20 protein-coding genes are annotated in these 25,786 nt (G+C 71.3%); 8 read left to right on the top strand and 12 right to left on the bottom strand.

The window, feature by feature from the left end:
* Positions 1–3: 3 nt before the first annotated feature.
* The gene (locus AB0P03_RS11805; protein WP_363588834.1) at positions 4–975 is read left to right on the top strand and encodes a diacylglycerol kinase family protein; all 972 of its coding nucleotides are present in this window, start codon (positions 4–6) and stop codon (positions 973–975) included.
* Positions 976–1,358: 383 nt separating this feature from the next.
* Positions 1,359–1,610: a WhiB family transcriptional regulator gene (locus AB0P03_RS11800; RefSeq protein ID WP_014138019.1), complete on the top strand. Its 252-nt coding sequence runs from the start codon at positions 1,359–1,361 to the stop codon at positions 1,608–1,610.
* A gap of 513 nt (positions 1,611–2,123) precedes the next feature.
* Here the strand turns inward: AB0P03_RS11800 and AB0P03_RS11795 are convergent.
* The 7 genes from AB0P03_RS11795 to AB0P03_RS11765 all read right to left on the bottom strand — a co-directional run bounded on the left by AB0P03_RS11795 (position 2,124) and on the right by AB0P03_RS11765 (position 11,884).
* Complete coding sequence (locus AB0P03_RS11795) at positions 2,124–3,644, bottom strand: PAS domain-containing sensor histidine kinase (protein ID WP_363588832.1); 1,521 nt, start codon at positions 3,642–3,644, stop codon at positions 2,124–2,126.
* 468 nt (positions 3,645–4,112) lie between these two features.
* Positions 4,113–5,171 (bottom strand): SIS domain-containing protein, encoded by a 1,059-nt coding sequence (locus AB0P03_RS11790; protein WP_063347859.1) that lies wholly within the window; start codon positions 5,169–5,171, stop codon positions 4,113–4,115.
* Between the two features lie 191 nt (positions 5,172–5,362).
* A complete protein-coding gene (locus tag AB0P03_RS11785) occupies positions 5,363–6,658 on the bottom strand; it encodes an extracellular solute-binding protein (RefSeq protein ID WP_363588830.1) in 1,296 nt (431 codons plus the stop codon).
* 431 nt (positions 6,659–7,089) lie between these two features.
* Positions 7,090–8,643: a glycoside hydrolase family 3 protein gene (locus tag AB0P03_RS11780; protein ID WP_363628684.1), complete on the bottom strand. Its 1,554-nt coding sequence runs from the start codon at positions 8,641–8,643 to the stop codon at positions 7,090–7,092.
* A 5-nt stretch (positions 8,644–8,648) separates the two neighbouring features.
* The gene (locus AB0P03_RS11775) at positions 8,649–9,476 is read right to left on the bottom strand and encodes a carbohydrate ABC transporter permease (RefSeq protein ID WP_350879660.1); all 828 of its coding nucleotides are present in this window, start codon (positions 9,474–9,476) and stop codon (positions 8,649–8,651) included.
* Positions 9,473–10,501, bottom strand: coding sequence for a sugar ABC transporter permease (locus AB0P03_RS11770; RefSeq protein ID WP_363588826.1), 1,029 nt, complete (start codon positions 10,499–10,501; stop codon positions 9,473–9,475). The genes AB0P03_RS11775 and AB0P03_RS11770 overlap by 4 nt, the downstream gene beginning before the upstream one ends.
* A 90-nt stretch (positions 10,502–10,591) precedes the next feature.
* Positions 10,592–11,884 (bottom strand): extracellular solute-binding protein, encoded by a 1,293-nt coding sequence (locus AB0P03_RS11765; protein WP_363586950.1) that lies wholly within the window; start codon positions 11,882–11,884, stop codon positions 10,592–10,594.
* Positions 11,885–12,221: 337 nt separating this feature from the next.
* Between AB0P03_RS11765 and AB0P03_RS11760 the strand changes: the two genes are divergently transcribed.
* The 4 genes from AB0P03_RS11760 to AB0P03_RS11745 all read left to right on the top strand — a co-directional run bounded on the left by AB0P03_RS11760 (position 12,222) and on the right by AB0P03_RS11745 (position 16,185).
* Entirely contained in the window at positions 12,222–13,013 is a 792-nt protein-coding gene (locus AB0P03_RS11760; RefSeq protein WP_244293370.1) for a GntR family transcriptional regulator, read from the top strand.
* 351 nt (positions 13,014–13,364) lie between these two features.
* Positions 13,365–13,631 carry a DUF3311 domain-containing protein gene (locus AB0P03_RS11755; RefSeq protein ID WP_363586951.1) on the top strand — a complete coding sequence of 89 codons (267 nt, stop codon included), beginning with the start codon at positions 13,365–13,367 and terminating at the stop codon, positions 13,629–13,631.
* A complete protein-coding gene (gene mctP / locus AB0P03_RS11750) occupies positions 13,628–15,241 on the top strand; it encodes a monocarboxylate uptake permease MctP (protein WP_350879664.1) in 1,614 nt (537 codons plus the stop codon). Before AB0P03_RS11755 ends, mctP begins: the two co-directional genes overlap by 4 nt.
* 155 nt (positions 15,242–15,396) lie before the next feature.
* A complete protein-coding gene (locus tag AB0P03_RS11745) occupies positions 15,397–16,185 on the top strand; it encodes a histidine phosphatase family protein (RefSeq protein ID WP_363628682.1) in 789 nt (262 codons plus the stop codon).
* A gap of 97 nt (positions 16,186–16,282) precedes the next feature.
* Here AB0P03_RS11745 and AB0P03_RS11740 read toward each other — a convergent pair whose 3' ends face one another.
* The gene (locus tag AB0P03_RS11740) at positions 16,283–17,242 is read right to left on the bottom strand and encodes a helix-turn-helix domain-containing protein (RefSeq protein WP_363628680.1); all 960 of its coding nucleotides are present in this window, start codon (positions 17,240–17,242) and stop codon (positions 16,283–16,285) included.
* 397 nt (positions 17,243–17,639) lie between these two features.
* On the opposite strand from AB0P03_RS11740, the gene AB0P03_RS11735 reads away from it, so the two are divergent.
* Positions 17,640–18,134, top strand: a complete 495-nt coding sequence (locus AB0P03_RS11735; protein ID WP_363586955.1) for a GNAT family N-acetyltransferase — start codon at positions 17,640–17,642, stop codon at positions 18,132–18,134.
* A 135-nt stretch (positions 18,135–18,269) separates the two neighbouring features.
* Positions 18,270–20,435 carry an acyltransferase family protein gene (locus AB0P03_RS11730; protein ID WP_363628678.1) on the top strand — a complete coding sequence of 722 codons (2,166 nt, stop codon included), beginning with the start codon at positions 18,270–18,272 and terminating at the stop codon, positions 20,433–20,435.
* 7 nt (positions 20,436–20,442) lie between these two features.
* Here AB0P03_RS11730 and AB0P03_RS11725 read toward each other — a convergent pair whose 3' ends face one another.
* The 4 genes from AB0P03_RS11725 to AB0P03_RS11710 all read right to left on the bottom strand — a co-directional run bounded on the left by AB0P03_RS11725 (position 20,443) and on the right by AB0P03_RS11710 (position 25,747).
* The gene (locus AB0P03_RS11725; protein ID WP_363628675.1) at positions 20,443–21,639 is read right to left on the bottom strand and encodes a hypothetical protein; all 1,197 of its coding nucleotides are present in this window, start codon (positions 21,637–21,639) and stop codon (positions 20,443–20,445) included.
* A gap of 15 nt (positions 21,640–21,654) precedes the next feature.
* Complete coding sequence (locus tag AB0P03_RS11720) at positions 21,655–23,106, bottom strand: glycosyltransferase family 2 protein (protein ID WP_363586958.1); 1,452 nt, start codon at positions 23,104–23,106, stop codon at positions 21,655–21,657.
* An 83-nt stretch (positions 23,107–23,189) separates the two neighbouring features.
* On the bottom strand, positions 23,190–24,110 hold the full coding sequence (locus tag AB0P03_RS11715) for a hypothetical protein (protein ID WP_363628673.1): 921 nt from the start codon (positions 24,108–24,110) through the stop codon (positions 23,190–23,192).
* Positions 24,111–24,292: 182 nt separating this feature from the next.
* Positions 24,293–25,747 carry a glycosyl hydrolase gene (locus AB0P03_RS11710; protein ID WP_363628672.1) on the bottom strand — a complete coding sequence of 485 codons (1,455 nt, stop codon included), beginning with the start codon at positions 25,745–25,747 and terminating at the stop codon, positions 24,293–24,295.
* Positions 25,748–25,786: the final 39 nt, after the last annotated feature.

Genomic DNA, 25,786 nt, shown 5'->3' with positions numbered 1-25,786 from the left:
CCCATGCGCGCTCTCCTGGTCGTGAACCACAAGGCCACCACCACCAGTGGCCGCACCAGGGACGTACTGATCCACGCGCTGCGCAGCGACCTCAAGCTGGAGGTGGCCGAGACGCAGTACCGGGGCCACGCCCGCGACCTGGCCCGCGAGGCCTCGGAGGACGGCACGGTCGACCTGGTGGTGGCGCTCGGCGGTGACGGCACCGTGAACGAGGTGGTGAACGGGCTGCTCGCGCACGGCCCGGGCGAGAAGGTCCCGCGACTGGCCGTGGTGCCGGGCGGTTCGACCAATGTGTTCGCCCGCGCGCTGGGCCTGCCCAACGACCCGGTGGAGGCCACCGGCGCCCTGCTGTACGCGCTGGAGCACGGGAGCGAGCGGCCGGTCGGCCTGGGCAAGGCGATGACCGACGGACTGCCGGACCGCTGGTTCACCTTCACCGCCGGCCTGGGCTTCGACGCCGGGGTGGTCGGCCGGGTCGAGGAGCAGCGCCGGTTGGGGCGCAAGTCCACCCACGCGCTCTACGTGGGGCAGGCGCTGCGGCACTACGTCACCCAGCGTGAGCAGCGTCGTTCCGGCCCGGTGGCCCTGGAACTACCGGGCCGCGAGGGCGTGCCGGGCCTGGCCCTGGCCATAGTCAGCAACACCTCGCCGTGGACGTTCCTCGGCAACCGCCCGGTGTATCCCTCACCGCTCGCCTCCTTCGACACCGATCTCGACGTCTTCGGGATCACCCGGATGACGGCGTTCGGCACCGTCCGAACGATCCGTCAGATCCTGCGGTCGTACGCCTCTTCGAGCGAAGGCGCCCCGCCGGCCGGCCCGTCCGGCAAGCACGTCGTCTCCTATCACGACGTCAGACACTTCACCTTGGTTTCAGAGGAACCGGCCCCGTTCCAGGTTGACGGGGACCACCTTGGAGACAGGAGTCGCGTCAGTTTCACAGGCGTACGGCGGGCACTGCGTGTGATTGTGTGACCGGAAGGGGGTTTCACCCTTCTTCTCGAACGCACAAGCCCCCTTCACTCCATAGAAGTACTGGCTGTGAGCTAGGCGACACCGAAGAATCAAAAATTCCTCCCTGAAGGGGGTTGTATCCGGGCCCGAGGTTTGCGAACCTCTACATGGCGATCGGGACGCATCGCAGCGACGGCAACCTCAGAACCTGGCGGGTGTCGACCGCGGGGCGTCCCTCGAATCGCCGAATCCCTCCCCAGCACAGACCACCCGGGCCCCGGCGGGCCTTTGGTCTCTTTTGCTGTTGCGGGATTCGTGAAAGCGTTCACATTCACAAGCCACATTCACAAGCCATCGATTATGCCGACCGGGTGCCCCCCGCCGGCAGGAGGAGTTGGACGACCATGGACTGGCGCCACCGCGCTGTCTGCCGCGAAGAGGACCCGGAGCTGTTCTTCCCGATCGGGAACACCGGTCCTGCTCTGCTGCAGATCGAGGAAGCCAAGGCCGTGTGCCGCCGCTGTCCGGTCATGGAGCAGTGCCTGCAGTGGGCTCTTGAGACCGGCCAGGACGCCGGCGTCTGGGGCGGTATGAGCGAGGACGAGCGTCGCGCGATGAAGCGCCGTGCCGCCCGCAACCGCGCCCGCACCGCCTGATCACACGCCGTAACACCAGCAGTAACCGAAACACCGATCAACACATGATCAAAGGCTTCCCTGCACCTCCTGGTGAAGCCTTCCGCACAAAGGGCCTTGCCTGGCGAGGTCCCGCGACACCGGACCGTCCAGCCACTTGATACTGTTCACTTAGAGCAATATCGTGGAGCTGTGGCGCTCACCGTGTGCAACGCACGGGCGAGGTGTCGCACCACCCAGAGCCCCCGTTCCGGCCGACTCCCCCCGACGGCCGGAACGGGTTGAGAGGCCCTGTCGACCCACCCCCCCCCGGTCGACAGGGCCTCGTTTCTGTTTTCACGCCCCGGTTCGTGTGCGCGCCCCGGCGCGCCCGCACCCTGACACGCCCTCGCGCGGGCCGACCCGCGCCGGGCTCGCGGGGTGGGCACCCGGCGCCTTTCGCCGAGTGCACGCCCCCACCGCGCGCCTCGATGCACCTTTCCGCGCACCGCGCCGCGCCGCACCGCAGCCCGGCGGGCCAGGCCGGCCGGCGGATCAGCGGACCGGGATCTCCAGGATCACCTTGGTGCCGCCGTCCGGACCGGCCACCATGTCGAAGGTGCCGCCCAACTCACCGGTGGCCAGCGTGCGGACGATCTGCAGGCCGAGGTTGCCGGCCGTCTGCGGGTCGAACCCCTCGGGCATGCCGCGACCGTCGTCCTGCACCGTGATCAGCAGGAACTCCTCCGGCCGGGCGCCGCCGTTCCAGCTGTCCGACCAGCCCGCCCCGGTCGCCGGGGCCCGCCCGCGCAGCGCGCTGACCTCCAGGTTCCCGGAGGCGGACGGGCCGAAGGCGTGCTCCAGAGCGTTCTGCAGCAGTTCGGTCAGCACCATCGACAGCGGGGTGGCCACCTCGGCGGACAGGATGCCGAAGCTGCCGCTGCGGCGGGTCGCCACCCGGCCGTCCTGGGACAGCTCCATCACCATCGCCAGCACCCGGTCGGCGATCTCGTCGAAGGCCACCTGCTCGTCCAGCGCCTGGGACAGCGTCTCGTGCACGATCGCGATCGAGCCGACCCGGCGCACCGCCTCGTCCAGCGCGGCCCGGCCGGCCTCCGACTCCATCCGGCGGGACTGCAGCCGCAGCAGGGCGGCGACGGTCTGCAGGTTGTTCTTCACCCGGTGGTGGATCTCCCGGATGGTGGCGTCCTTGGTCATCAGCTCGCGGTCGCGGCGGCGCAGTTCGGTGACGTCCCGGCACAGCACCAGCGAACCGGTCAGCGTGCCCTTGGGCTTGAGCGGGATGGCCCGCAGGGTCACCACCCCGCCCTGCACCTCGACCTCGGTCTGCCGCGGCGCCCAGCCGCTCGCCAGCTTCACCAGCGCCTCGTGCACGGCCGCCCGGGAGGGCGGGACCAGTTCGGCGGTGGCCCGGCCCAGGTGGCTGCCGACCAGGTCGGTGGTGAGGCCGAGGCGGTGGTAGGCGGAGAGGGCGTTGGGGCTGGCGTAGGTGACGATGCCGTCCGCGTCGAGCCGGATCAGGCCGTCGCCGACCCGGGGGGCGGCGTCCATGTCGATCTGCTCGACGCCGTGGAAGGGGAAGCTGCCGGCGGCGATCATCTGGGCCAGGTCGGAGGCGCTCTGCAGGTAGGTGAGCTCCAGCCGGCTGGGGGTGCGGACGGTCAACAGGTTGGTGTTGCGGGCGATCACCCCGAGCACCTTGCCCTCGCGCCGGACCGGGATGGACTCGACCCGGACCGGCACCTCCTCGCGCCACTCCGGGTCGCCCTCGCGCACGATCCGGCCCTCGTCGAAGGCGGCGTCCAGCAGCGGGCGGCGCCCGCGCGGGACGAGGTGGCCGACCATGTCGTCCTGGTAGGAGGTGGGGCCGGTGTTGGGCCGCATCTGCGCCACCGAGACGTAGCGGATGCCGTCCCAGGTGGGGATCCACAGGACCAGGTCGGCGAAGGAGAGGTCGGAGAGGAGCTGCCACTCCGAGACCAGCATGTGGAGCCATTCCACATCGGCCCCGGTCAGGGTGGTGTGGCGGCGGACGAGTTCGTTCAGCGAGGGCACATGGCGAGGGTAGCGCCGCCGGTCGGGGCGGGGCGCGGCGGACCGGGGAACGGATCACGCGCCGGGCCTGCGGCGGAGCCCACTGCCCGAAGTTGTCCAGACCAATTTCCGGAGCGGCCTGGACAACCCAGATTGGTCTAGTCCACAATGAAAGGGCACCAAGGAGAGGCCCACCGCGCAACTGCCCTGACCGCGCGAGGCCTTTCCTCGGTCGGACGCCACCGAACGAGGACCCCGCACAGTTCTCGATCGACTCCGGCGACCGACGACAGCTCCGGGCTGCGGTGCCGCATGGGTTGAGGGTCCCGTGTCGGCGCCGTGGCCCGTAGTGCTTTCCGGGTGCGCCGGGCCCCGGGGGTGCGACGCGTTCCCCGGGCGCTCCCCCGCCGAAGCCATGTTCCGCCGCTCAACGAGTCGGGCCCCCGTCCACAGCCTGTGGACGGGGGCCCGATCGCGTGGCGCCGTGCCTCAGTGCGTCTCGGTGACCTTGGCCAGGGCGCGCGGGGCGTCCGGGTCCTGGCCGCGGGCGATGGTGACCTCGTAGGCCAGCAGCTGCAGCGGGAGGATCTCCAGGATCGGCTGGACCTCCTCCGGCACGCCGGCCGGCAGGGCGAAGCCGGCCGAGGCGGCGTCCACCTGCGCCTGCTGGCCGACCACGACCAGGTCCGCGCCGCGACCGCGCAGGCGGTCCAGCACCGGCTGCAGGGCCTCGCCGCCCTTGCCGTCCGGGACGATCGCGATGACCGGCGAGACGTTGTCCACCATGGCCAGCGGGCCGTGCAGCAGGTCGGCGCCGGAGAACGGGGAGGCCGGGATGTAGGTGGTCTCCATCAGCTTCAGCGCCGCCTCGCGGGCGGTCGGGTAGCCGTAGCCGCGCGAGGTGATGACCAGGCGCTGGGCGAAGCGGTACCGCTCGGCCAGCGCCTTCACCTCGGCGTGGCGGGCCAGGACGCCGGCGGCCAGGCCGGGCAGCTCCTTGGCCGCCGCACCGTCGCCGCCGCGCAGGCCCTCGACCAGCAGGTAGAGCGCCAGCAGCTCGGCGGTGTAGGTCTTGGTGGCGGGCAGCGCCTTCTCCGGGCCGGCCAGCACGTCGATGTGGAACTCGGAGACCTCGGCCAGCGGCGAGGACGCGTTGTTGGTGACGGCGAGGGTGATGGCGCCGGCCTCGCGGGCGGCCTTGGTGGAGGCCACCAGGTCGGGCGAGCCGCCGGACTGGCTGACGGTGACGACCAGGACGTCGGTGAGGTCCGGCTTGGCGCCGTACGCGGTGGTGGTGGACATCGAGGTCAGGCCGGCCGGCTTGCCGAGCAGGATCTCGATCAGGTACTTGGCGTACAGCGCCGCGTTGTCGGACGTGCCGCGCGCGGTCAGCAGGACGAAGCGAGGGTTGCGGGCGGCGATCTCGGCCGCGATCTGGCGGATCTTCGGGGCACCCTCGTCGAGGATGCGCTGGAGGACGGCCGGCTGCTCGGCCATCTCCGCCGCCATGATCCGGCCGGGAACGGAAACAGTCTGCGGGTCGGACATCAGGATGTGCCTCCGATGAGATGGTTCGACCCCTCCGGGCAGGTTGCCCGACGGGGACCTCTACGGCGGCGAGTCCGCACACTCGCTGCGGTGGTTTCCTGCCGCAATCCTACGGGGGCCGCCCCCGGCGGGCACACCCGAAGGCCCGCCCCGGACGGGACGGGCCCTAGGACCTGGACGGCGGCGCGGGGTCAGGACGCCTTGTTGATCAGCTGGTCGATCGCGGCGTCGGCGTCCTTGGTGGCCTGGTCCACCGACTTGCCCTTGAGGATGCCGGTCAGCATGTCGGGCAGGATCTTCTGCTTCTCGATCGCGCCCCAGCCGGGGGCCAGCGGGGTGAACCAGGCATCCGGCACGGCGTTGGCCGCCGCCGCGGTGGTCGGCTTGTTCTTCAGCGGGTTCAGCTGGGTGAGGTTGTTCGGCAGGATGTCCTTGTCGGCCAGCGTCTGCTGGGACTTGGTGCTGGTGAACATCCGCACCCAGTCGGTGGCCAGCTCGACCTGCGTGGACTTGGCGGTGACCGCGAGGTCGGAGCCGCCGATGAAGGTGGGCAGCGGCTTGCCGTCCGGGCCGGGCATGGTGGCCATCTTGACGGTGTCCTTGAGGCTCGGGTCGCCGGTGCCCGGCGCGACGACGCTGGCCGCCTCGTAGCCGTTGCCGTAGAAGGACCCGGCGCGCCCGCGGGCCATCGACTCGAACTGGTTCTGCTCGTTCACCGTCAGGTCGCCCTTGGTGTACTTGCGGACCAGGTCGACGAAGTGGCTGATGCCCTGCTGGGACTTGGCGTCGTGCAGGGTGCCGTGCCAGTTGCCGGAGCTGTCGAACTTGGCGATGCTGCCGCCGTACGCGGCCACGTAGCTCATCGCGGCGTACCAGTACGGGCCGGGCAGGTAGAGCGAGGAGTAGCTCTTGTCGGCCTTGTTCTTGTCGGCGACCTTGTCCAGGGCCGCCGTCAGGTCGGCCTCGGTCTTGGGGAACTCGGCGCTGCCGGTGGCCTGCTGGAAGGTGGCGGCGTTGTAGATGGCGACCCGGGCGCCGGCGTAGTAGGGCACGCACCAGAGCTTGTCCTGGTACGTACAGGTGTTGGCGAGCGCCTTGATCCAGCTGTCGGAGTTGTCGAAGGTGGTCCGGTCGACCGGGGCCAGCGCGCCGGAGAGCACGTACTTCATGGTCTCGGTGTTGCCCAGCTCGACCACGTCGGGCGCGGAGCCGTCGGCGATCGCCTTGTCGAGCTTGGTCACCTTGTCGGCCCAACCCTGGTAGGCGAGCTTGAGGGTGACGTTCGGGTACTTCGCCGCGAACTGGTCGTTGACCTGCTGCACCAGGTCGGGCCAGTTCTTCTGGGCGTCGTCCATCAGCCAGACGGTGACGGTGCCGCTCGCGGCCTTCGGGTCGGCGCCGGGGCTCTTGCCGTCCTTCGACGCCGTGCCGGCCGATGAACAGGCCGTCAGCCCGATCGCCAGGGCAGTGATTCCGAACGTCGACATGAGCTGACGCTTCTTCACGCCATCCTCCGAGGGTGCTAGAGCCGTGTTGCCCGCCGGCAGCGTGATGGCGCCCGCAACGGAGGGTCCGGGCAGGGGCGAAGAGCTTCGGGGAGGGCCGATACCACATCCGGTGAGGTTGAATTTCGAACCGGATGACTGGACTCTGGCCTAGACCATAGGTGGTGTCAACGGCCAAATGGCCTCGTCGCCACGGCCGTTGCAGAGCTGTTGTACCCCGTGGCGATCAGTCGCCGTATCGTCACCCTAAGTGGAACTTAAGGTGGATTTAAGGCCCACTTGAGGGAGCACGGTCACCTGACGAATCCGCAGGTCAACGGCGGGGAAACAGAACGGGCCCGCCATGCGACATGCGCATGACGGGCCCGTCGGCCGACGCCTCCCGGACACTCCCGGTGACGCCCCCCTCGGTCTCAGCCGATGGCTCCCGGCTGCCCGGTGAGCACCTCCACGGCCGCCAGCCCGCAGACCCGGGCGGCGCCGTGGGTGGCGATGTAGAGCGCGCCGACCGGCTCGGACTGCGGCAGCCCCATCTCGACCACCGCGGCGTCCGGCCGGGCCGCCACCAGGCGGCCCAGCGCGGCGGACATCCAGGCGTGCCGGTGGGCGTCCCGGACCACCAGCACCAGGCGGCGGCCCTCGGCGCCGGCCACCAGCTCGGCGACCAGGGCGTCCAGCAGCTCGGGGGCGGCCTCGGCCGCCGAGACCGCGCGGGTGCGGGTGCCGGGGAAGCGGTCGGCCAGCATGCCGGCCACGCCCCACGGGGTGACGTCGCCGACGGCGATGTTCGGCTCGTCCGAGAACGAGGCCACGAACGGGCGCTCGGACACCGGCTGCGGCTCGCGGCCCGGCGCCCGGACCACCTTCAGCGCCCGGCGGGCGGCCCGCAGGCCGACCGCGAGGTCCGGCTCCGGCCGCTCGCCCTGGGCCGAGATCCGGCCCCAGCTGCCGAGCGAGCGGACCCGGTCGGCGGCGTCCGCCAGCCGCTCCTCGGAGAGCACGCCGGCCCGCACGCCCGCCACGATGGCGTCGCGCAGCATCAGCACGGTGTCCTCGTCGGCCAGCCCGCCGCCGACGCAGATCGCGTCCGCGCCGGCCGCCAGGGCCAGCACGGTGCCGTCGCCCATCCCGAAGGTGTCGGCGATGGCGCCCATCTCGATCGCGTCGCTGACGATCAGGCCCTGGTAGCCGAGGCCGCCGTCGGCCGGGGCCGCGCGCAGCAGGTCGCGCAGCACGAGCGGGCTGAGGGTGGCCGGCAGCTTCGGGTCGAGCGCCGGGATCATGATGTGGGCCGTCATCACGGCCTTGGTGCCGGCCGCGATCGCCGCCTGGAACGGGATCAGGTCGCGGGAGCGCAGCACGTCCAGGTCCACGTCGATGACCGGCAGCCCGTGGTGCGAGTCGACGGCGGTGTCGCCGTGGCCGGGGAAGTGCTTGGAGCAGGCGGCCACGCCGGCCGACTGGAGGCCCTCCACCCAGGCGGCGGTGTGCCGGGCGCACAGCTCCGGGTCGGCGCCGAAGGAGCGGACGCCGATGACCGGGTTGCGCGGGTTGGAGTTGACGTCCGCGGTGGGCGCCCAGTTGTAGTTGACGCCGGCCGCGGCCAGCGCCCGGCCCAGCTCGCGGGCGACGTCCCGGGTCAGCGCCGGGTCGTCGATCGCGCCGAGCGCGAGGTTGCCGGGCCAGGACGAGCCGGAGCCCGCCTCCAGCCGGGTGACGTCGCCGCTCTCCTCGTCGATGGCGATCAGGAGGTCGGGGTTCTCCTCGCGCAGCGCCTTGGTGAGCGTGGCGAGCTGGTCGAGGTCGACCACGTTGCGGTCGAACAGCGCGACCGAGCCGAGCCCGGCGGCGAGGTGGCGGCGCAGCCACTGCGGCGGCTCGGTGCCGACGAAGCCGGGCTGCAGGACGGTCAGGGCGTCGCGGTGCAGCTGGTCGCTGACCGGAGCGGTGGGGACGAGGATGCTCACGTTTCTCAGCCCTTCACGGCGCCGTCGGTCAGTCCACCGACCGCCTTGCGCTGCAGGAAGACGAACAGGATCAGCACGGGGATGGCGAACATCGTGGACGCGGCCATGGTGGCGCCCCAGTCGTTGCCGAAGGCGGTCTTGAAGGACGACAGCCACAGCGGGAGGGTCTTGCCCTCCTCCTTGTTGAGGATCAGGACGAGCGGGAACTCGTTCCACGCGGTGATGAAGCCGAACAGCGAGGTCGACATCAGGCCGGGGGCCAGCAGCGGGAAGATCACCTTCACGAAGGCCTGGGAGCGGGTGCAGCCGTCCACCATGGCCGACTCCTCCAGCTCCTTCGGCACCGCCGCGATGAAGCTGCGCAGCGTCCAGATGGTGAAGGGCAGCACCATCATCATGTAGAAGAAGGTCAGCGGCACGAGGCTGTTCAGCATCTCGTTGTCGCGCGAGATCATGTAGACCGCGATGGTCATGACCTCCCACGGCGCCATCTGCGCGACCATGACGACCAGGACGAAGGCCTTGCGGCCGCGGAACTTCATCCGGGCGATGGCGAAGGCCGCGAGGGTCGCGATCACCAGCGAGATCAGCACCGCGCCGATGGTGGCGATGAGGCTGTTGGTGACGTACGTCCAGAAGTTGGGCGCGTTGATCGCGGTGGTGAAGTGGTCCAGGGTCCCGTTGAACGGGATGAAGACCGGCGTCTTGCTGATGATGTCGTTGTCCTGCTTGAAGGCAGTCGCGATCATCCAGTAGACGGGGAAGATGAAGAAGACGAAGAGGACGACCGCGATCACGTTCGGCCAGGTACGTCCGATGAGCGAGCGCCTCACAGCTCGTCCTCCTGCTTGATCATGATGCGGAAGTAGTACGCCATCATCGCGCCCAGCATCAGGATGGTGAGCACCGCGATCGCGGAGCCGATGCCGTAGTGCTGCCCGGACGAACCCTCCAGGAAGGCGTGCACGGGCAGGGTCCGGGTCAGGTTCTCGGGGCCGCCGCCGTTGATCGCGTACACCTGGGTGAAGGCCTTGAAGACCCAGATGATCTCCAGGAACGTCGTGGCCAGGAAGAACGGCTTCAGGTTCGGGAAGATCACCGAGCCGAAGATCTTGGACGCGCCGGCGCCGTCCATCCGGGCGGCCTCGTAGAGCTCCTTGGGGATGGTGGTCAGTCCGGCGTACATGTTGAACGCCACGAAGGGGACCGACTGCCAGACGATCAGCAGGATCACCACGAAGAAGGTCGAGTACTGGTCGCTCATCCAGTTGTAGTCGGCCATCGCGTGCCAACCCAGCTTGTCCAGGAACCAGTTGACGACGCCCCACTGCTGGTCGAACAGCCAGGTGTAGACGGTGGTCGCGGCGACCACGGGCATCGCCCAGGCCATCAGCAGGCCGACCGAGAGGAGCAGCCGCATCCGCTTGCCGAGGCGGTTGAGCAGCAGGCCGATCAGGGTGCCGCCGGCCATGATCAGCACGACGTTGACCAGGGTGAAGGCGACGGTGCGCCCGGTGACCGCCCAGAAGTCCGGGTCGGTCAGCTGCTCCTTGTAGTTGTCGAAGCCGTTCCACTCGGTCAGGTGCTGGACGAACTGGCGCTTGTTGAGGTTCTGGAACGACAGCAGGACCGTCTTCACCAGCGGCCAGCCGAGCAGGGCGACGGTCGCCACGGTGGCGGGCAGCAGCAGCAGGTACGGTGCCAGGCGTGCGCCGAGGCCCGGCCCGCCCGTGGGTCTGGCGCCCTTGCGGGGGGTGCCGTTGGCGCCACCACCGGCGGCACTCGTCTCAATTCCGGCCACGGCAGCCTTCCCTGAATCCGGGGACTGCGTCTGCACCCGCTCCGAATGCACAGCCATCGTTCTCACTTCCTCACAACCCGAACCACGACGGACAGGCGTCGCTCACCGACCCCCCGCCGGGGGTCGGTGAGCGACGCCGCTCGGTGCCTACTGCTTCTGGTTGAGCCGCTTCGCGATCTCGTCGTCGTACTTCTTCGCGGTGGCCGCGTAGTCGCCGCCCTGGAGGGCGGCGGTCAGGAACTCCTTGATCGGGTTCGGCTTGTCCTCGACGCTCGCCCAGTTCGGGGTGATCGGGGTGACCGCGCCGACCGCCGAGGCGGACTGGGCGGCCTTCGCGAAGTCGCCGGTGAGCTGGCTGTTCAGCGCGGCCTTGTTCGGGATGTTGCCGGCGGCGGCGACCGCACCCTCGTTCTTGTCGTTGAGGGCGATCTTCAGGAAGTCCTTGGCCATGTCGGTGTTCTTGCTCTGCGCACCGATCGCCAGGTTCGAGCCGCCGAGGAAGACGCCGGAGGGCTTGTCAGCGGTCTTGCCCGGGAGCGGGAAGAAGCCGATCTTGTCCTTCGGCATGTCCTTCTCCGCCGGGAGCTCCCAGCCGAGGGCGATCATGGTGCCGACGTTGCCCTTGCCGAAGACGTCCTTCTGCTGCGGGGTGGCCTCGTCCTTGTCCTTCGGACCGGTGGCCGAGTAGCCCTGCAGCTTCTTGTAGGTCTCGAAGGCCTTCTGCGCCTCGGGCGAGGACAGGCCGCCGACCCACTTGTCGCCGTCCTTCTTGGCGATCTTGCCGCCCTCACCGGCGAGCAGGCCGAAGTAGGTGTACCACTCCTGACCCGGCAGGTAGATCGGGTCGACGACGCCCTCGGTGGCCTTCAGCTTGTCCAGGTCGGCGTAGAACTCGTCCAGGGTCTTCGGCGCGTCGGTCAGCTGGGCCTTGGCCCAGAGGTCCTTGTTGTAGGCGACGACGCGGTTGGAGACCCACCACGGGGCGGCGAACTGCTTGCCGTCCAGCTGGGCGGCCTCGTTCTGGTTGGCGTTCCAACCGTCGCCGCCCAGGGCGGACTTGTCCTTGGTGATGTCGAGCAGGCCGCCCGAGGCGGCGTAGCCGGAGGTCTGGGTGTTGCCGAGCTCGACGACGTCGACCGAGCCCTCGGACAGCGCGGCGGTCACCTTCTGGCCGATGCCGTCCCACTCCTGGATCTGGAAGTCGACCTTGGAGCCCGGGTAGGTGGTCTCGAACTCGCTCTTGACCGCGTCGGTCCAGCCCTTCGGGGCGGAGCCGGTCATCAGCCACACCTTCAGCGTCTTGCCGCTGTAGTTCTTGGCGCCCGCCGCGGACGACGAGTTCGAACCGGCGTTGTCCTTGCTCTTGCCGTCCGAGCCACAGGCCGCCAGGCCGACGACCATTGCTGCGACGCCGACCGCCGCGATGAGCTGACGCTTCACGCCATCCTCCTGAGGGATGCCTGGGTTACCCCCGTCGGGCGGCAGCGGCAGACCCACGTAAAGCGGGGGGAAAGGTGCCGCGGACCCCTTCGAGCGGGTGGGGGGATTCATAGTGACCGGCCTAGTGGTGTAGACCAGATGCCTGGAGCTTGGCCTAGACCAATGGGCCTGTCAACGGCTGTTCGACCGATCCGGACCACCCGTTATCAAGCCGACACCGCACATCGTTCATCGCGTGATGAGGTATTCGTTCCGTAGCCATACATGCAACGATGTCACCCGTTAACTATGTGGCGGGGCCCGTAAAGGCCCCGCGAGAAGCGGGAGAACAGGTCCGATGAGCAGCGACGGGGGAACCACCGCCCAGGTCAACGACCCCGAGGTGAAAAACCTCCCGACGCAGGCCGGCGCCGACCCGACCGCGCGCGTCCCCAAGTACTACGGTCTCAAGCGCCACCTGCTCCAGCTCACCGAGACCCAGCCCGCCGGCACCCCCGTCCCGCCCGAGCGCGCGCTGGCCGCCCAGTTCGACACCTCCCGCACCACCGTGCGCCAGGCGCTGCAGGAACTGGTCGTCGAGGGCCGGCTGGAGCGCATCCAGGGCAAGGGCACCTTCGTCGCCAAGCCCAAGGTCGCCCAGGCCCTCCAGCTCACCTCCTACACCGAGGACATGCGGGCCCAGGGCCTGGAGCCCGCCTCGCGGCTGATCGAGATCGGCTACATCACCGCCGACGACCGGCTCGCCCCGCTGCTCGACATCAAGCCCGGCGGCCGGGTGCTGCGGATCGAGCGCCTGCGCCTGGCCAACGGCGACCCGATGGCCATCGAGGTCGCCCACCTGTCCGCCAAGCGCTTCCCCGCGCTGCGGCGCAACCTCGCCAAGCACAACTCGCTGTACGCGGCGCTGCGCGAGGTGTACGGGGTCACCGTGGCCGAGGCCGAGGAGACCATCGAGACCACCCTCGCCAACCCGCGCGAGGCCGGCCTGCTCGGCTCCGACCTCGGACTGCCGATGCTCCAGCTCTCCCGGCACTCCTTCGACGCCGACGGCGACCCGGTGGAGTGGGTCCGCTCGATCTACCGCGGCGACCGCTACAAGTTCATCACCCGGCTCAAGCGCCCGGAGTAGTCCGGGCGAAGCAGTCCGGGGCGAAGCAGTCCGGGCGGGGCACTCCCCCCGCCACCACGGGCACCGGCGCGCGCGACCCGCGCGCGCCGGTGCCCGTTCGCGTCACGGAAGGGGCAGTACCGGTCGAATACGACCGGATGCCGTCCGGATGGCGGGAAGTTGCGCCGACCCCGGTGACATGGATCACCCCATGCCCTAGATTGCGCAGCCGTACTGACTGTCGATCACCGATGGTGCTGCTCGGCGGGTTCGCGGGGGCGTGCGGTGCCCCGCGGGCTGCGGCGCCGACGGGGAGAACCCTCCGGAGCGGAGCCGAAGATGCCGTCTGATCCCGATACCGTCGAACCTGTCATGCCCGAGCCACCCGGGGAGCGGGTGCCCGCAGTGACCCCCGAACGGGTGCTGGCCGGGCTCGCCCTGCTCGTGCCGATCGTCGCGACGCTGTGGGTGTCCTCGTACGACAAGACCGACCCGGGCGTCGGCGGGGTGCCGTTCTTCTACTGGTACCAGCTGCTCTGGGTGCCGGTGTCGGCGGTGTTCACCGTGGCCGCGTACCTGCTGATCAACCGGGACGAGAAGGCCCGCAAGGCGGCGCGGAAGGCGGGTGGCGCGCGATGAGCCACGTCAACGTGCCGGCCCTCACGGTCTTCGTGCTGTTCTTCGTCCTGGTCACCGTGATGGGCTTCCTCGCCGCCCGCTGGCGGCGCGCGGACGACGCGGCGCACCTGGACGAGTGGGGCCTGGGCGGCCGCAGCTTCGGGACCTGGGTCACCTGGTTCCTGCTCGGCGGCGACCTCTACACCGCGTACACCTTCGTCGCCGTCCCGGCGGCGGTCTACGCGACCGGCGCGGCGGGCTTCTTCGCGGTGCCGTACACGATCGTCGCCTATCCGCTGGTCTTCCTCTTCCTGCCCCGGCTCTGGTCGGTCTCCCGGGTGCACGGGTACGTCACCCCGGCCGACTTCGTCCGCGGCCGGTACGGCTCGCGGCCGCTCTCCCTGGTCGTCGCGCTGACCGGGATCCTGGCCACCATGCCGTACATCGCGCTCCAACTCGTCGGCATCCAGGCGGTGCTGGACGTGCTGGGCGTCGGCGGCGGCGAGAACGCCAACTGGTTCGTCAAGGACCTGCCGCTGTTCCTCGCCTTCGGCGTGCTGGCCGCGTACACCTACTCCTCCGGGCTGCGCGCCCCGGCGCTGATCGCCTTCGTCAAGGACGCCCTGATCTACATCGTGATCATCGTCGCGGTGATCTACATCCCGATCCGGCTCGGCGGCTACGGGCACATCTTCGACGCGGCCGCGCACAAGTTCAGCGCCCCCAAGTCCGCCGGCTCGCTGACCCTCCCGGGCGACAAGCAGTGGACGTACGCGACGCTGGCGCTGGGCTCGGCGATGGCGCTGTTCATGTACCCGCACTCGGTGACCGGTGTGCTGGCCTCCAAGTCCCGCGGCACGGTGCGCCGCAACATGGCGATCATGCCCGCGTACTCGCTGATGCTGGGCCTGCTGGCGCTGCTCGGCTTCATGGCCATCGCGGCGGGCGTCGGCAAGGGCGACAAGAAGTTCAACGCCCAGTTGTCCGTGCCGCAGCTGTTCGCCGACATGTTCCCGGACTGGTTCACCGGCGTGGCCTTCGCGGCGATCGGGATCGGCGCGCTGGTGCCGGCCGCCATCATGTCGATCGCGGCGGCCAACCTGTTCACCCGCAACGTCTACAAGGAGTGGCTGAAGCCCGCCGCCACCCCGGCGGACGAGACCCGGATCGCCAAGCTGGTCTCGCTGCTGGTGAAGGTCGGCGCGCTGGTCTTCGTGCTCGGCATGGACAAGCAGGCCGCGATCAACCTCCAGCTGCTCGGCGGCCTGTGGATCCTCCAGACCTTCGTGGCGATCGTCGGCGGCCTGTTCACCCGCTGGTTCCACCACTGGGCGCTGTTCGCCGGCTGGGCGGCCGGCATGGCCTACGGCACCTGGAAGGCCTACGGCATCGCGAGCCCCGCCACCAAGCACTTCGGCGGCAACGCGGCCGCGATCCCCGGCATCGGCGAGATCGGCTACATCGGCCTGACCGCCTTCGCGCTCAACCTGATCGTCGCGGTGGCGCTCACCCTGGTGCTGCGCGCCGTCAAGGCACCCGAGGGCCCGGACGAGACCAGGCCCGCCGACTACAGCGCCGAGGCCGGCGACGAGGAGCCGAAGAACGCGCCGGAGCCCGTAGCGGCGCACTGATTCGCGCCGCACGCGCCCTGTGATCGCGCCGCCCTCTCCGTGAACACTGGAGAAGGCGGCGCGATCATATGTATGAACAGCCGCCTTCGCAGGGCACCACCAGACCGGACCGGCGACCGGCCGGCAACTGATCGACCCACGGGGAGCACGCGGCCATGGCAGAACTCGGCACCACCCTCAACGGCCAGCACCAGTCCACCCAGAGCCCGCACCACCTCACCACCCACCGCCCGGCGTCGGCCACCCGGCTGCCGTCCCTGCTGATCGCCACCCGACACGGCGAGTCCACCGCCAACGTCGAGTTCCAGCTGGCCGAGGCCACCGGCGCGCTCAGCGTCCCGATCAGCTGCCGGGACGCCGACATCCCGCTGTCGCTGCACGGCCAGCAGCAGGCCCAGGCGCTCGGCCGCTGGTGGGCCGCCCTGCCCAGCACCGACCGCCCGCGCAGCGTCTGGTGCTCGCCGTACGTGCGCACCACCGAGACCGCCCGGATCGCGCTCGCCCAGGCCGCCGGGCTCGGCGCCGTCCCGGTCACCCTCGCCGTGCGCCACGACGAGCGGCTGCGCGACCGCGAGCTGGGCGTCCTGGAGATGCTGACGCGGGCCGCGATCGAGGCCAAGCACCCGGAGGAGTCCGCCCGGCGGCGCAAGATGGGCGAGCTGTACTACCGGCCGCCCGGCGGCGAGTCCTGGGCCGACGTCGCGCTGCGGGTGCGCAGCCTGCTGCGGGACGTCTGCGAGGAGGAGGCCGGGCGGCCCGTCCTGCTGGTCGCGCACGACTGCACGGTGCTGATGCTGCGCTACGTGCTGGAGCGGCTCACCGAGGAACGGCTCACCGCGCTCGCGCCGGTGCGCAACTGTTCCACCAGCCTGTGGCGCGCCCAGGACGGGCGGCTGCACCCGGAGCGCTGGAACACCGTCGACCACCTCGCCCTGGAGAATTGACGAGCCGTCACGCGCCCTCGTCCGGTCGCGCCTCGTCGCCCGGTCACTCCCCGTCGTCCGGTCATGCCTCGTCGTCCGGTCACACCTCGTCGTCCGGTCACGTCTCGTCGTCCGGGCAGGCGAAGCAGCGCCGGTAGGCCAGCGGCGTGGTCCCCAGCCGGCGCCCGAAGTGGTGCCGCAGCGCGGCCGCGTTGCCGAAGCCGCAGCGGGCGGCGATCGCGTCCACCGGTTCGGCGGTGGACTCCAGCAGCCGCTGGGCGAGCAGCACCCGCTGCCCGGTCAGCCAGCGGTGCGGCGTGGTGCCGGTCTCCTGCTGGAAGCGGCGGGCGAAGGTGCGCGGGGACATGTGGACCCTGGCGGCCAACTGCTCGACGGTGCAGTCCCGGTCCAGGTGGTGGCGCATCCAGTCGAGCAGCGGCGCCAGCGAGTCGCCGTCGCCGCCGGGCAGCGGGCGGCTCACGAACTGGGCCTGCCCGCCCTCCCGGTGCGGCGCCACCACCATCCGGCGGGCGATCCCCCGGGCCACCTCGGCGCCCTGCACCTTGCGCACCAGGTGCAGGCAGGCGTCGATGCCGGCGGCCGTCCCGGCCGAGGTGATCACCGGGTCGTCGTCCACGTACAGCACGTCCGGCTCGACGGCGGTCCGCGGGAAGCGCCGGGCCAGGTCCTCGCTGTGCCGCCAGTGGGTGGTGGAGCGGCGGTCGTCCAGCAGCCCGGCGGCGCCGAGCACGAAGGCGCCGCTACAGATGGACAGCACCCTGCCGCCGTCCGCCACCACCGAGCGCAGCGCCGCCAGCAGCGGCTCCGGGTACTCCGGGCGGATCGCCGTCGCGGTGACCACCACCAGGTCGGCCCCGGCCAGCCGCTCGGGGCCGTGCGGGACGTCCACCGCGAACCCGGCGTGCGTCGTGTGCGGCCCGGGGCGGGCGCCGGCGATCGCGAAGTCGTACCCGGGCAGGCCGTCGGCCGTGCGGTCGAGGCCGAAGACCTCGCAGGCGACACCGAGCTCGAAGGGGTGGATCTCCTCCAGCACCACCGCGACCACGTTCTTCAGCATGCCGCCCAGGATGCCCCGGCCGGCACCGGCGACGGAAGGGCCGGATGGCAGTTTTTCGACGAGATCAGTCATTCCTGCCACTCGTGGCCGCCGCCCCGCCCGACCAGAGTGGAGCCATGGACAGCGGCACTCTCGCAAGCGCAATCGCCCTGGTCGGGGCCGTCGGCGGTTTCGGCCTGCTCGGCACCCTGATCGGCCGGGAGGTCGCCCGCGGCGCCGCCACCGGCCGCGACAACTGGCACCGCCCGGGCGGCTACCCGGCCGGCCCGGAACGCCTGGACCGGCTGTACGGCACCATGCCCGCCGCCTCGCTGCGCCCCTCCGCCGACCCGGCCACCCTCCCGGTCCGGGCCACCCCGGAGATCACCACCCCGGACGGTTCCGGCACACTGACGGGATGGACATCCTCATCCGCCAGGCCCTTCCGGAGGACCTCGACGACGCCGGCCGCATCACCGTCGAGGCCTTCGTCGGCGACGGCCACACCTCGCCCGAGAGCAGCTACGTCGAGCTCCTGCGCGACGCCGCCCGCCGGGCCCGGGAGGCCGAGCTCCTGGTCGCGGTCGACCAGGCCGAAGGACGGGTCCTCGGCTGCGTGACCTACGCCGTCGGCGGCACCGAGTGGGCCGACATCGCCGGCCCGCGCGAGGGCGAGATCCGGATGCTCGCCACCGCCGCGGCCGCCCGCGGCCGGGGCGTCGGCGAGGCCCTGGTCCGCGCCACCATCGCCCGCAGCCGCGAACTCGCCCTGGACGGCATGGCGTTCTCCACCCGCCCGCAGATGACCGCCGCCCACCGCGTCTACGAGCGGACCGGCTTCCGCCGCACCCCCGAGCGCGACTGGTCCCCGTACCCGGGCATGGACCTGATGGTCTACAGCCTGGCGTTCTGAGCCCGGACGGGGCGCCGTCGGCCCTCCTCCTCCCCGGTGACCGACAGACGATCAACGGACGTCTTTTGATATAAACCACAGATCACGTCTGATGCCACGTCGCGGCAGCCGACCGATCCCGGGGGGACGCACCACATGGACGACGGGCCCGGCCTCGGCACGCCCGCGAGCGGCCCCACGCTCCAGGACATGCGCACGTCCCGGGGCATCGAGCCCCCGGCCACCAGCCGCTACGCGATCCCCGCACCGGCGCCCCGGCCGCGCGGGCCGCTGCCGCCCTCCGTCCGCTTCCCGGCGGTCGACGGGCTGCGCGGCCTCGCCATCGCCTCCGTCCTGCTCTACCACACCAACTGGTTCCAGAACGGCCTGTTCGGCGTGGACGTCTTCTTCGTCCTCTCCGGCTTCCTGGTGACCCTGGTGCTGATCCGCGAACTGGACCGCACCGACGGCATCCGGCTCGGCGTCTTCTACCGCCGCCGGGCCAAGCGGCTGCTGCCCGGACTGCTCGCCACCGTCCTCCTCGTCGTCGCGCTGTCCGCACTGGTCAGCCCGCTACGGGACGTCAGGGACCTCCGCCCGCAGGCGCTCGCCGCGCTCGGCCAGGTCGCCAACTGGGCCCAACTGGCCCGCGGCGACGCCTACTGGCAGCACTTCGCCTCCATCGACCCGCTCGCGGCCATGTGGTCGCTCAGCATCACCGAGCAGTTCTACGCGCTCTGGCCGCTGCTGCTGCTCGCGGTCTTCGGTCTCTGCCGCCGCTCGCTGCGCGCGACCGGCGTCGTCACCGCCGGGCTGTTCGTCGTCGCCGCGCTCGTCGCCCCGCTGATGTGGAACGGCGACAACAGCGACCGCCTCTACCTCGGCACCGAGACCCGCGCGGTCGGCTTCGCGGCCGGCGCCACCGCCGCCTTCGCCGTCCACCTGCGGCTGCGCCGCCAGGTCCGCGCGGCGGCCCCCGGCGGCGACGGCGCCACCCGCTCCCGGCGGCGCCTGCTCGACCGCTCCGGAGCGGCCGGCACCCTGGCGCCCGCCCTGCTCGGGACCGCGGCCCTCGGCGGCCTGGTCTGGGCCAGCCTGTCCGTCAGCGGCTACCACGAGCCGCTGCTCTACCAGGGCGGGCTGGCCGCGGTCGCGGCGCTGGCCGCCGTCCTGGCCGCCTCGCTCTGCCACGACCGGGGCCCGCTGGTCCGGCTGCTGTCACTGCCCCCGCTGCGGCTCACCGGCACCATCTCCTACAGCCTCTACCTGCTCCACCTGCCGGTGTACTGGCTGCTCCAGCACTACGTCGACGACATCTCGCCGCAACTGCTGCTCGCCATCGGCGCACCGCTCTCCTGGGTGCTGGCCTGGCTGATGCACACCGGCACCGAGAAGCTGCGGGTGCTGCGCTGGCGGGCCTTCCCGGCCGTCCCGCTGCTGGCCGTCGCCACGGCGGTGGCCACCACCGGCGCCTGGTACCTGCCCGCCTGGGTCCAGTACGACATGCGGTCCGGGCCGAGCGGCAAGCCCGCGGTCCTCGTCCTCGGCGACTCCTTCGCCCAGGACCTCGCCACCGGCCTCTACCGGCACGGCGACCGCTACCGGGTGGTCGACGGCGGGATCAGCGGCTGCGGCGTGTTCGACCCGGACAAGGTGCGCACCACCTCCGGCGAGGAGTTCGACACCAGCCGGGAGTGCCGCGACCGGGCCGCCGCGTGGGACCGGCAACTCACCGGCGCCGCCCCGCAGGCCGTCGTGATCCACCTCGGCTGGGACGCCGCCGAGCAGTACCTCGACGGCAGCTGGCTCAGCCCCTGCGAGGAGGACTACAGGAGCCGCTACACCACCCAGCTCACCCAGGCCGTGGACCAGGTCCGTCGCCGCGCGCCCGGCGCCCGGGTGCTGCTGATGAACGAACGGGTCGAGAACGGCGCCATCGACAAGGGCTGGGGCACCTGTTACGACCAGCAGGTCGCCGCCTACGTGAAGGCCACCGCCGGCGCCGTCCGGCTGGTCGACCTCAACACCTTCTTCTGCCCGTACGAGACCTGCGCGTGGAAGGACCGCGACGGCCACTGGGTCACCCCCGCCAACGACGGGGTGCACCTCACTCCGGCCGGCATGCGGTTCGTGACGCCGTGGCTGGAGCAGCAGATCGCGGACGGACTGACCGGACCGCCGACGGGGCCGCCCACGGCCGCCCCGACGCCGACCTCGACACCGACGCCCACACCCACGCCGACTCCGACGGCCACGACGCCGACCACCACCAAGCCCACGGGCCGGCCGAGTTCGGCCAAGCCCGGCCGGACCGCGCCCTGACCGGAGCCTAGGACGGCGGCAGTTCGTAGGTCTGCGCGAAGCAGTCGCGGATCGCCTGCTCGGAGGCCGGGCGCCCGGCGTAGTCCATCCGCGGGGTGTCCTGGTTGGTCGGCAGGTTCGGGTCGATGCCGAAGTACAGCGACCAGAAGTACAGCCCGCGCAGCTTGCGCTCCTGCGCCACCTGGCAGACCGCGGTGAACCAGGTCGCCTGGACGGCCTCGTTCAGCTCGGTCTTCTTGTAGTACTCGCCGGGCGTCTTGTAGGCGCCCTTCTGCGCCGGGATGCCCACCTCGGTGAGCTTGGTGGTCGGCTGCGGACCGCTGCCGCGCTTGTCGAGCCAGGCGTTCCAGCTGGCCCTCAGGTCGGCGACCGGGGCGTCGTCACCGGCCGACTTGGCCGGCGGGTAGGCGTCCACGCCCGTGCCGTCCGCCGGCACCGCTATCGGGCCCTTGGACCAGTTGTCGAAGTTCGCGTCGTACACCAGCTCGCCGTGGAAGGTCTTCCGCGCCTGGTCGATGAGACCGGGCCACCGCGGGTCGCCCTCCAGCGAGTTGAACTCGGTGCCGATGGTGACCTCGGCCGCGGAGTGCTCCTGGGCGGTCTTCAGGTAGGGCGTCAGGAAGGCGGCGTAGCTGGCGAACCAGGCGTCCCGGTCGGTCGGTGCGATGTTGCCGCGCCACTTGAGGGTGTTGAGGTAGTCGAAGACGTCCTCGTCCATGATCGGACGGATGGTGGTGCGCAGGCCCGCCCGGTGGGCGGCGTCCAGCAGCAGGGCCAGCCGCTCCGGGGTGGGGGTGGTCGGCCGGGCGGCGACGGCGTTCGACCTGGTGCCCGTCGTGTAGTACGGGAAGGTCACCGACAGGGAGTTGGCGTTCAGCCCGACGACGTACTTGACGATGCGGTCGACCTTGCCCTGGACGAAGTTGTCCGGGTCCGCCGGATCGTCCAGCCAGTACACCTGCACGCCCCACTCGGGGCTGCCCTCGGCCCACGGGCGGGCCACCCTGGGGCCGGTGTCCTCGACCGGCGGCGCGTCCTTGCCGAAGCCCCAGACCCGTCCCTGCTCGGTCGCGGAGCCGGCCCAGTGCACGGCGGTCGGGCGCTGGTGGACGAACTTGAGCGGGTGGTCCCCCCAGACCACCGGGACGGCGACGGTGATGGCGACCACCACGGTCGGCAGGATGAAGATGGCGGGGCGCTTCACAGCGGTGACCTCCGATCAGGCCGGCTTGGCGATGACGACGAACTTGTTCTCCTCGCCCTTGAGGAACTTGACCAGCCCGCGCAGGCCGCCCCAGCCCTCCAGGAAGGAGAACAGCGGGATGGCCGCCACCACGACGATCGGCTCCCACCACTTGCGCCGGTGGTTCGCCGAGGCGACGACGTTCAGGCGCAGGCCCTCCCAGTACGTCCAGATGACGTAGGCGAAGTTGATCGACCAGACCAGCACCACGGACTGGGTGACCGGAGAGGTGTTCCAGGTGCCGGTGAACCAGGCGACCAGCAGCACCAGGCCGACGTGCTGGAGCGGACCGAGCACCCAACTGACCATGCCCATCCCGATGAACAGCCGGTACCGCAGCGGGATCGTCCTGTTGAAGCAGAGCGCGACCAGGCCCCAGGCCCAGCGCTCGCGCTGCTTGAGGAAGTCCTTGACCCCGGCCGGCGAGGCTCCGTAGCAGCGCCCGTTGAACCAGTCGCTGCGGCCCGGGTAGCGCTGGCAGAAGTTCAGCGCCATCTGGGCGTCCTCCACGATGGTCTTCGGGCCGAAGTCCCAGCCGATGGTGGCCTCCACCGAGGAGCGCATCAGGAGCAGTTCGCCGTGCACGCCGGCGATCGGGGTGCCGGTGCCGGTCATCGCGCGGAAGCGGGCGATGTCGTCGGCCGGGCGGATCGCGTCGGCGAGCCAGGTGAAGGTGGAGACGGCGTTCTCCCGCGGGTACGTCAGGATGCCCTGCGCCATGTGCTTGGCGTCGTCCCCGGCCCGGCGCTGCCGGTTGACGAACTGCGCGACGGCGGCGGCGGTGTCCGGGCCGACGCCGGTGTCGTCGTCCATGTGCAGCACCCAGACGTCGTCCTCGGCCTCGCCCTCCTCGATCCGCAGCTCGTGCGAGTAGTGGTTGGCGCGGGCCTTGAACTTGGTGCCGTTGGCCGTCTCGTAGGCCTTCGGCACGGTCACCACCCGGATCAGCGGGTTGCGGGCGGCCAGACCGTCGATCTTCTCGGCGGCCGCGCAGCCCTCCTCGGTGAGGACGTCCACCCGCATCCACGGGAAGTAGGCCGGCAGGTGCTCGACGTACGAGAGCACCGAGCGCTCCAGCGCCGGATAGGTGTCGTGGCGGCCGATGGTCGGCACCAGCACGATCAGGAAGTCGTCCTCGACCGGCACGGCCGGCGTCATCCGGCTCACCTGGCGCAGCCGGCGGCGGACCATCAGCACGCCCTGGAAGCCGATCAGGACGCCGAACACCGGCATCCCCCACAGGATGGTGATCGTCCAGCCGAGCGGGGTGGGGTTGGGCACGTAGGCCCAGACCGAGAAGGCGAAGATGACCGTGAAGGAGAAGTAGAACGGGAGGACCCGGGGCTTCCACGACATCTGTCGCTCGGCGAGCCGGGCGGCCTCGCGGGACGTGGTGAGCACCGTCCGTGCGGGGGATGTCGATGGCATGGCGAAAGTCGCTCCTCGTCTGGTGTCGGGCCGATCCCGTGCGGGAGCCGGGTCGTTCGCGAGCGGTCCGGGGCTGCGGAGGTTCAGGCCTGCGGCGGGCGGTCCGTCGGCGGACGGTCGGCCGGCGGACGGTCGGCCGGGGAGACGACCGGACCGGGGGCGACCGGACCGGGCGTCACCGGCGGCGCGGCGGGCCACGGCTGCTGGGCAAACGTCGACGGGTGCGGGGCCGGCTGGGCGGCCTGCTGCGCGTACGGCACCGGCTGTGACGGCTGCGAAGGCTGGGCCGGCTGGGCCGGCTGGGCCGGCGCCGACTGCGGCCAGGCAGCGGGCTGCGACTGCGGCTGCGAGGCCGGGGGCTGCTGCGGCCACGCGGGCTGCGGCTGCTGTTGGAAGGGCGGCTGCGGTGGCCAGGCGGCCTGCGGCTGCGGCTGCGGCCAGGCGGACTGGTGCTGGTGCTGGAACGGCGGCTGCTGGTACGGCTGCGGGCCCGGGGCCGGCTCGGCCGGGATCGTCTGCAGCAGCGACCAGTGCACCTGGCCGCCCGACGCCGCGGCGGCCTCCGGCGCCCGCGGCTCCCGCCACTTCAGCCGGGCCAGCAGCAGGATCAGCGCCGCGGTGACGGCCACGCCGAGCGCGAAGGTCGCGAGCTTGAGCCCGCCCTCGGTGGTGCTGGTGAACCACTCCCGCTGCGGCTTGTCCAGGAGCGCGCCGGTCAGGCTGCGCACCCGGTTGTACCCCTCGACCAGTGCGACGCCGGCCGCCACCCCGAGCGCCCAGCTGCGCCCGCGCAGCAGCAGGATTCCCGAAAGCAGGTAGATCAGGCCGTAGTTGAGGCTGCCGGTCTCGGCGTCCACCGAGGTGCCGCCGTAGTAGAAGATGCCTTTGACGTAGGTCGCGAACCCGACCTGGCCGAAGCAGTTGTACGCCGCCCAAGCGAGCAGCACCACGCCCCAGCCGACGGCGATGCCGCCGGCCGCGCGCATCGCACGCGCCTGTCCCATCCCGCACCCCCGCCCCGCCGGGCCCGTCCCGGCGTCAGCCCCTCGGCTTCGCCGCCACAGGATGCCACACGGCACAACGGACACGGTATTCCGGCCGTTCAACGGAATTCGGTGGTGTAGCGCACCTCACGGTGACCTGCTCGGCGGACGTGCGGGGCGGCTCGACGAACGTGCGGACCGGCTCAACGAACGTGCAGGCCGCCCCAGTCGACGTTCGCGCCGAACGGGCCGGCGCCGCCGGTGAGCGCCAGCGGGCTGTGGTAGGTGGCGTTGACGTCCGCGCTGGAGTTGCGCGGCTGGTCCGGCGTCAGGTTGTCCGAGGTGAGCGACTGCCCCCAGACCGTCCAGATCGTCCAGGGCGTGCGCCGCAGCGTGTCCGGCTGGCGGGAGTTGACCGGGACGGCGAAGGACTCGGCCAGGATCCGCGGCTTGCCGTAGCCGGCGAGTCCGTCGTAGTACCGCTTGGTCCACACCTCGCCGGTGCCGATCGGGTGCGCGGGGCTGCCGCTGTAGTCGTCCACCCCGACCACGTCGACGTACTGCGAGCCCGGGTAGTAGTCCCACGGGTCCGCGCCGGGGGCTCCGTCCCAGGACACCGGCGTCCAGACGAACAGCAGGTTGTGCAGGCCCCTGGTCTCCACCAGGTAGCGGTAGGTGATCCGCCACAGCGCCTGGTAGTCGGCCGGCTTCTGGCCCGACCACCAGAACCTGCGGGAGCAGTCCTGCACGTTCATCTCGTGGTACGGGCGCAGCAGCACCGGCACGTCGTGGGCGGCCAGGTACTCCAGGTGGTCGGCCAGGTAGGACAGGTCGGTCATCAGCGCGCGGTACTCGGGGGTGTCGTGTGCGCTGTCGACGACCCGGCCGAACCAGCCCTTGTCCTTGGCGGCCGGAGAGTTCGAACAGAGCACCTGCTCGAAGGACTTGACGTCCGAACCCGGGTAGGGCTGGTGGAAGGACATGCCGACGATCCCGGCCGGCCCCCCGCCGTTGTCGGGCAGTTCGGTGGTGGTGCCGTCGCAGTTGTGCTGGACGCCGGCCGTGCCGTAGCTGCCGTCGTCGGCGCGCGGGTGACCGGACCAGACGGCGGAGAGCAGGTCGACGGCGTCGTCGGTGTACTGCCAGCCGGCCCGGCAGGTGGGCCACCGGCCGGCCGAGTAGGAGCGCGGGTCGCCGACGCCCCAGCCGGTCTGGCCGTAGCCGGGGCCGAGGTCGGTCTCGACGAAGCCGGGCAGCTTGCCGGTGAGGTCGGCGGCCTTCTTGTAGTAGTAGCCGACCTGCTTGGTGCCGCGGTAGTCGCCGTACTCGGGGTTGTTGCGCTCGTTGTGCGCCTCGACGTGCTGGCCGATCACCGTCCCGCCGCTCTGCCCGGTGCGGGCCCGGTCCTCCAGGTCGGCGAGCAGCTGCTGGACGGCCCGGGCGTTCGGCGAGGCCTGCGGATCCCGGGCGAGCAGGTCCCGGCCGACCTCCGGCGGCAGGGTGCGGCCGGGGAGGCCGACCGTCACCGGGACGCGGGCGGGCCGTTCGCCGTCGGCCCGGCCGTCACGCTGCAACAGCGCCACGGCGCCCGCGGCGACCACGACCCCGGCCGCGGCCAGGACGGCGGGCCTGCCGCGCAGGGCTCTGGGCAGGGCCACGGACCGCTCCTCCGGTTGCTCGCCGGCACCGGCCCAGGC

Source organism: Kitasatospora sp. NPDC088779, assembly GCF_040685395.1.
Taxonomy (GTDB): Bacteria; Actinomycetota; Actinomycetes; order Streptomycetales; family Streptomycetaceae; genus Kitasatospora.
Note: the sequence above shows the minus strand (reverse complement) of the source record. Positions and strands in the feature narration are given on the sequence as shown.

Excerpts from the sequence above, each read along its gene's own strand:
- AB0P03_RS11770 (WP_363588826.1), bottom strand. The coding sequence starts at position 10,501 with ATGGCTGTGCATTCGGAGCGGGTGCAGACGCAGTCCCCGGATTCAGGG.
- mctP (WP_350879664.1), top strand. The coding sequence starts at position 13,628 with ATGAGCCACGTCAACGTGCCGGCCCTCACGGTCTTCGTGCTGTTCTTC.
- AB0P03_RS11730 (WP_363628678.1), top strand. The coding sequence starts at position 18,270 with ATGGACGACGGGCCCGGCCTCGGCACGCCCGCGAGCGGCCCCACGCTC.
- AB0P03_RS11800 (WP_014138019.1), top strand. The coding sequence starts at position 1,359 with ATGGACTGGCGCCACCGCGCTGTCTGCCGCGAAGAGGACCCGGAGCTG.
- AB0P03_RS11735 (WP_363586955.1), top strand. The coding sequence starts at position 17,640 with ATGGACATCCTCATCCGCCAGGCCCTTCCGGAGGACCTCGACGACGCC.
- AB0P03_RS11760 (WP_244293370.1), top strand. The coding sequence starts at position 12,222 with ATGAGCAGCGACGGGGGAACCACCGCCCAGGTCAACGACCCCGAGGTG.
- AB0P03_RS11790 (WP_063347859.1), bottom strand. The coding sequence starts at position 5,171 with ATGTCCGACCCGCAGACTGTTTCCGTTCCCGGCCGGATCATGGCGGCG.
- AB0P03_RS11715 (WP_363628673.1), bottom strand. The coding sequence starts at position 24,110 with ATGGGACAGGCGCGTGCGATGCGCGCGGCCGGCGGCATCGCCGTCGGC.
- AB0P03_RS11745 (WP_363628682.1), top strand. The coding sequence starts at position 15,397 with ATGGCAGAACTCGGCACCACCCTCAACGGCCAGCACCAGTCCACCCAG.
- AB0P03_RS11720 (WP_363586958.1), bottom strand. The coding sequence starts at position 23,106 with ATGCCATCGACATCCCCCGCACGGACGGTGCTCACCACGTCCCGCGAG.
- AB0P03_RS11805 (WP_363588834.1), top strand. The coding sequence starts at position 4 with ATGCGCGCTCTCCTGGTCGTGAACCACAAGGCCACCACCACCAGTGGC.
- AB0P03_RS11785 (WP_363588830.1), bottom strand. The coding sequence starts at position 6,658 with ATGTCGACGTTCGGAATCACTGCCCTGGCGATCGGGCTGACGGCCTGT.
- AB0P03_RS11755 (WP_363586951.1), top strand. The coding sequence starts at position 13,365 with ATGCCCGAGCCACCCGGGGAGCGGGTGCCCGCAGTGACCCCCGAACGG.
- AB0P03_RS11740 (WP_363628680.1), bottom strand. The coding sequence starts at position 17,242 with ATGCTGAAGAACGTGGTCGCGGTGGTGCTGGAGGAGATCCACCCCTTC.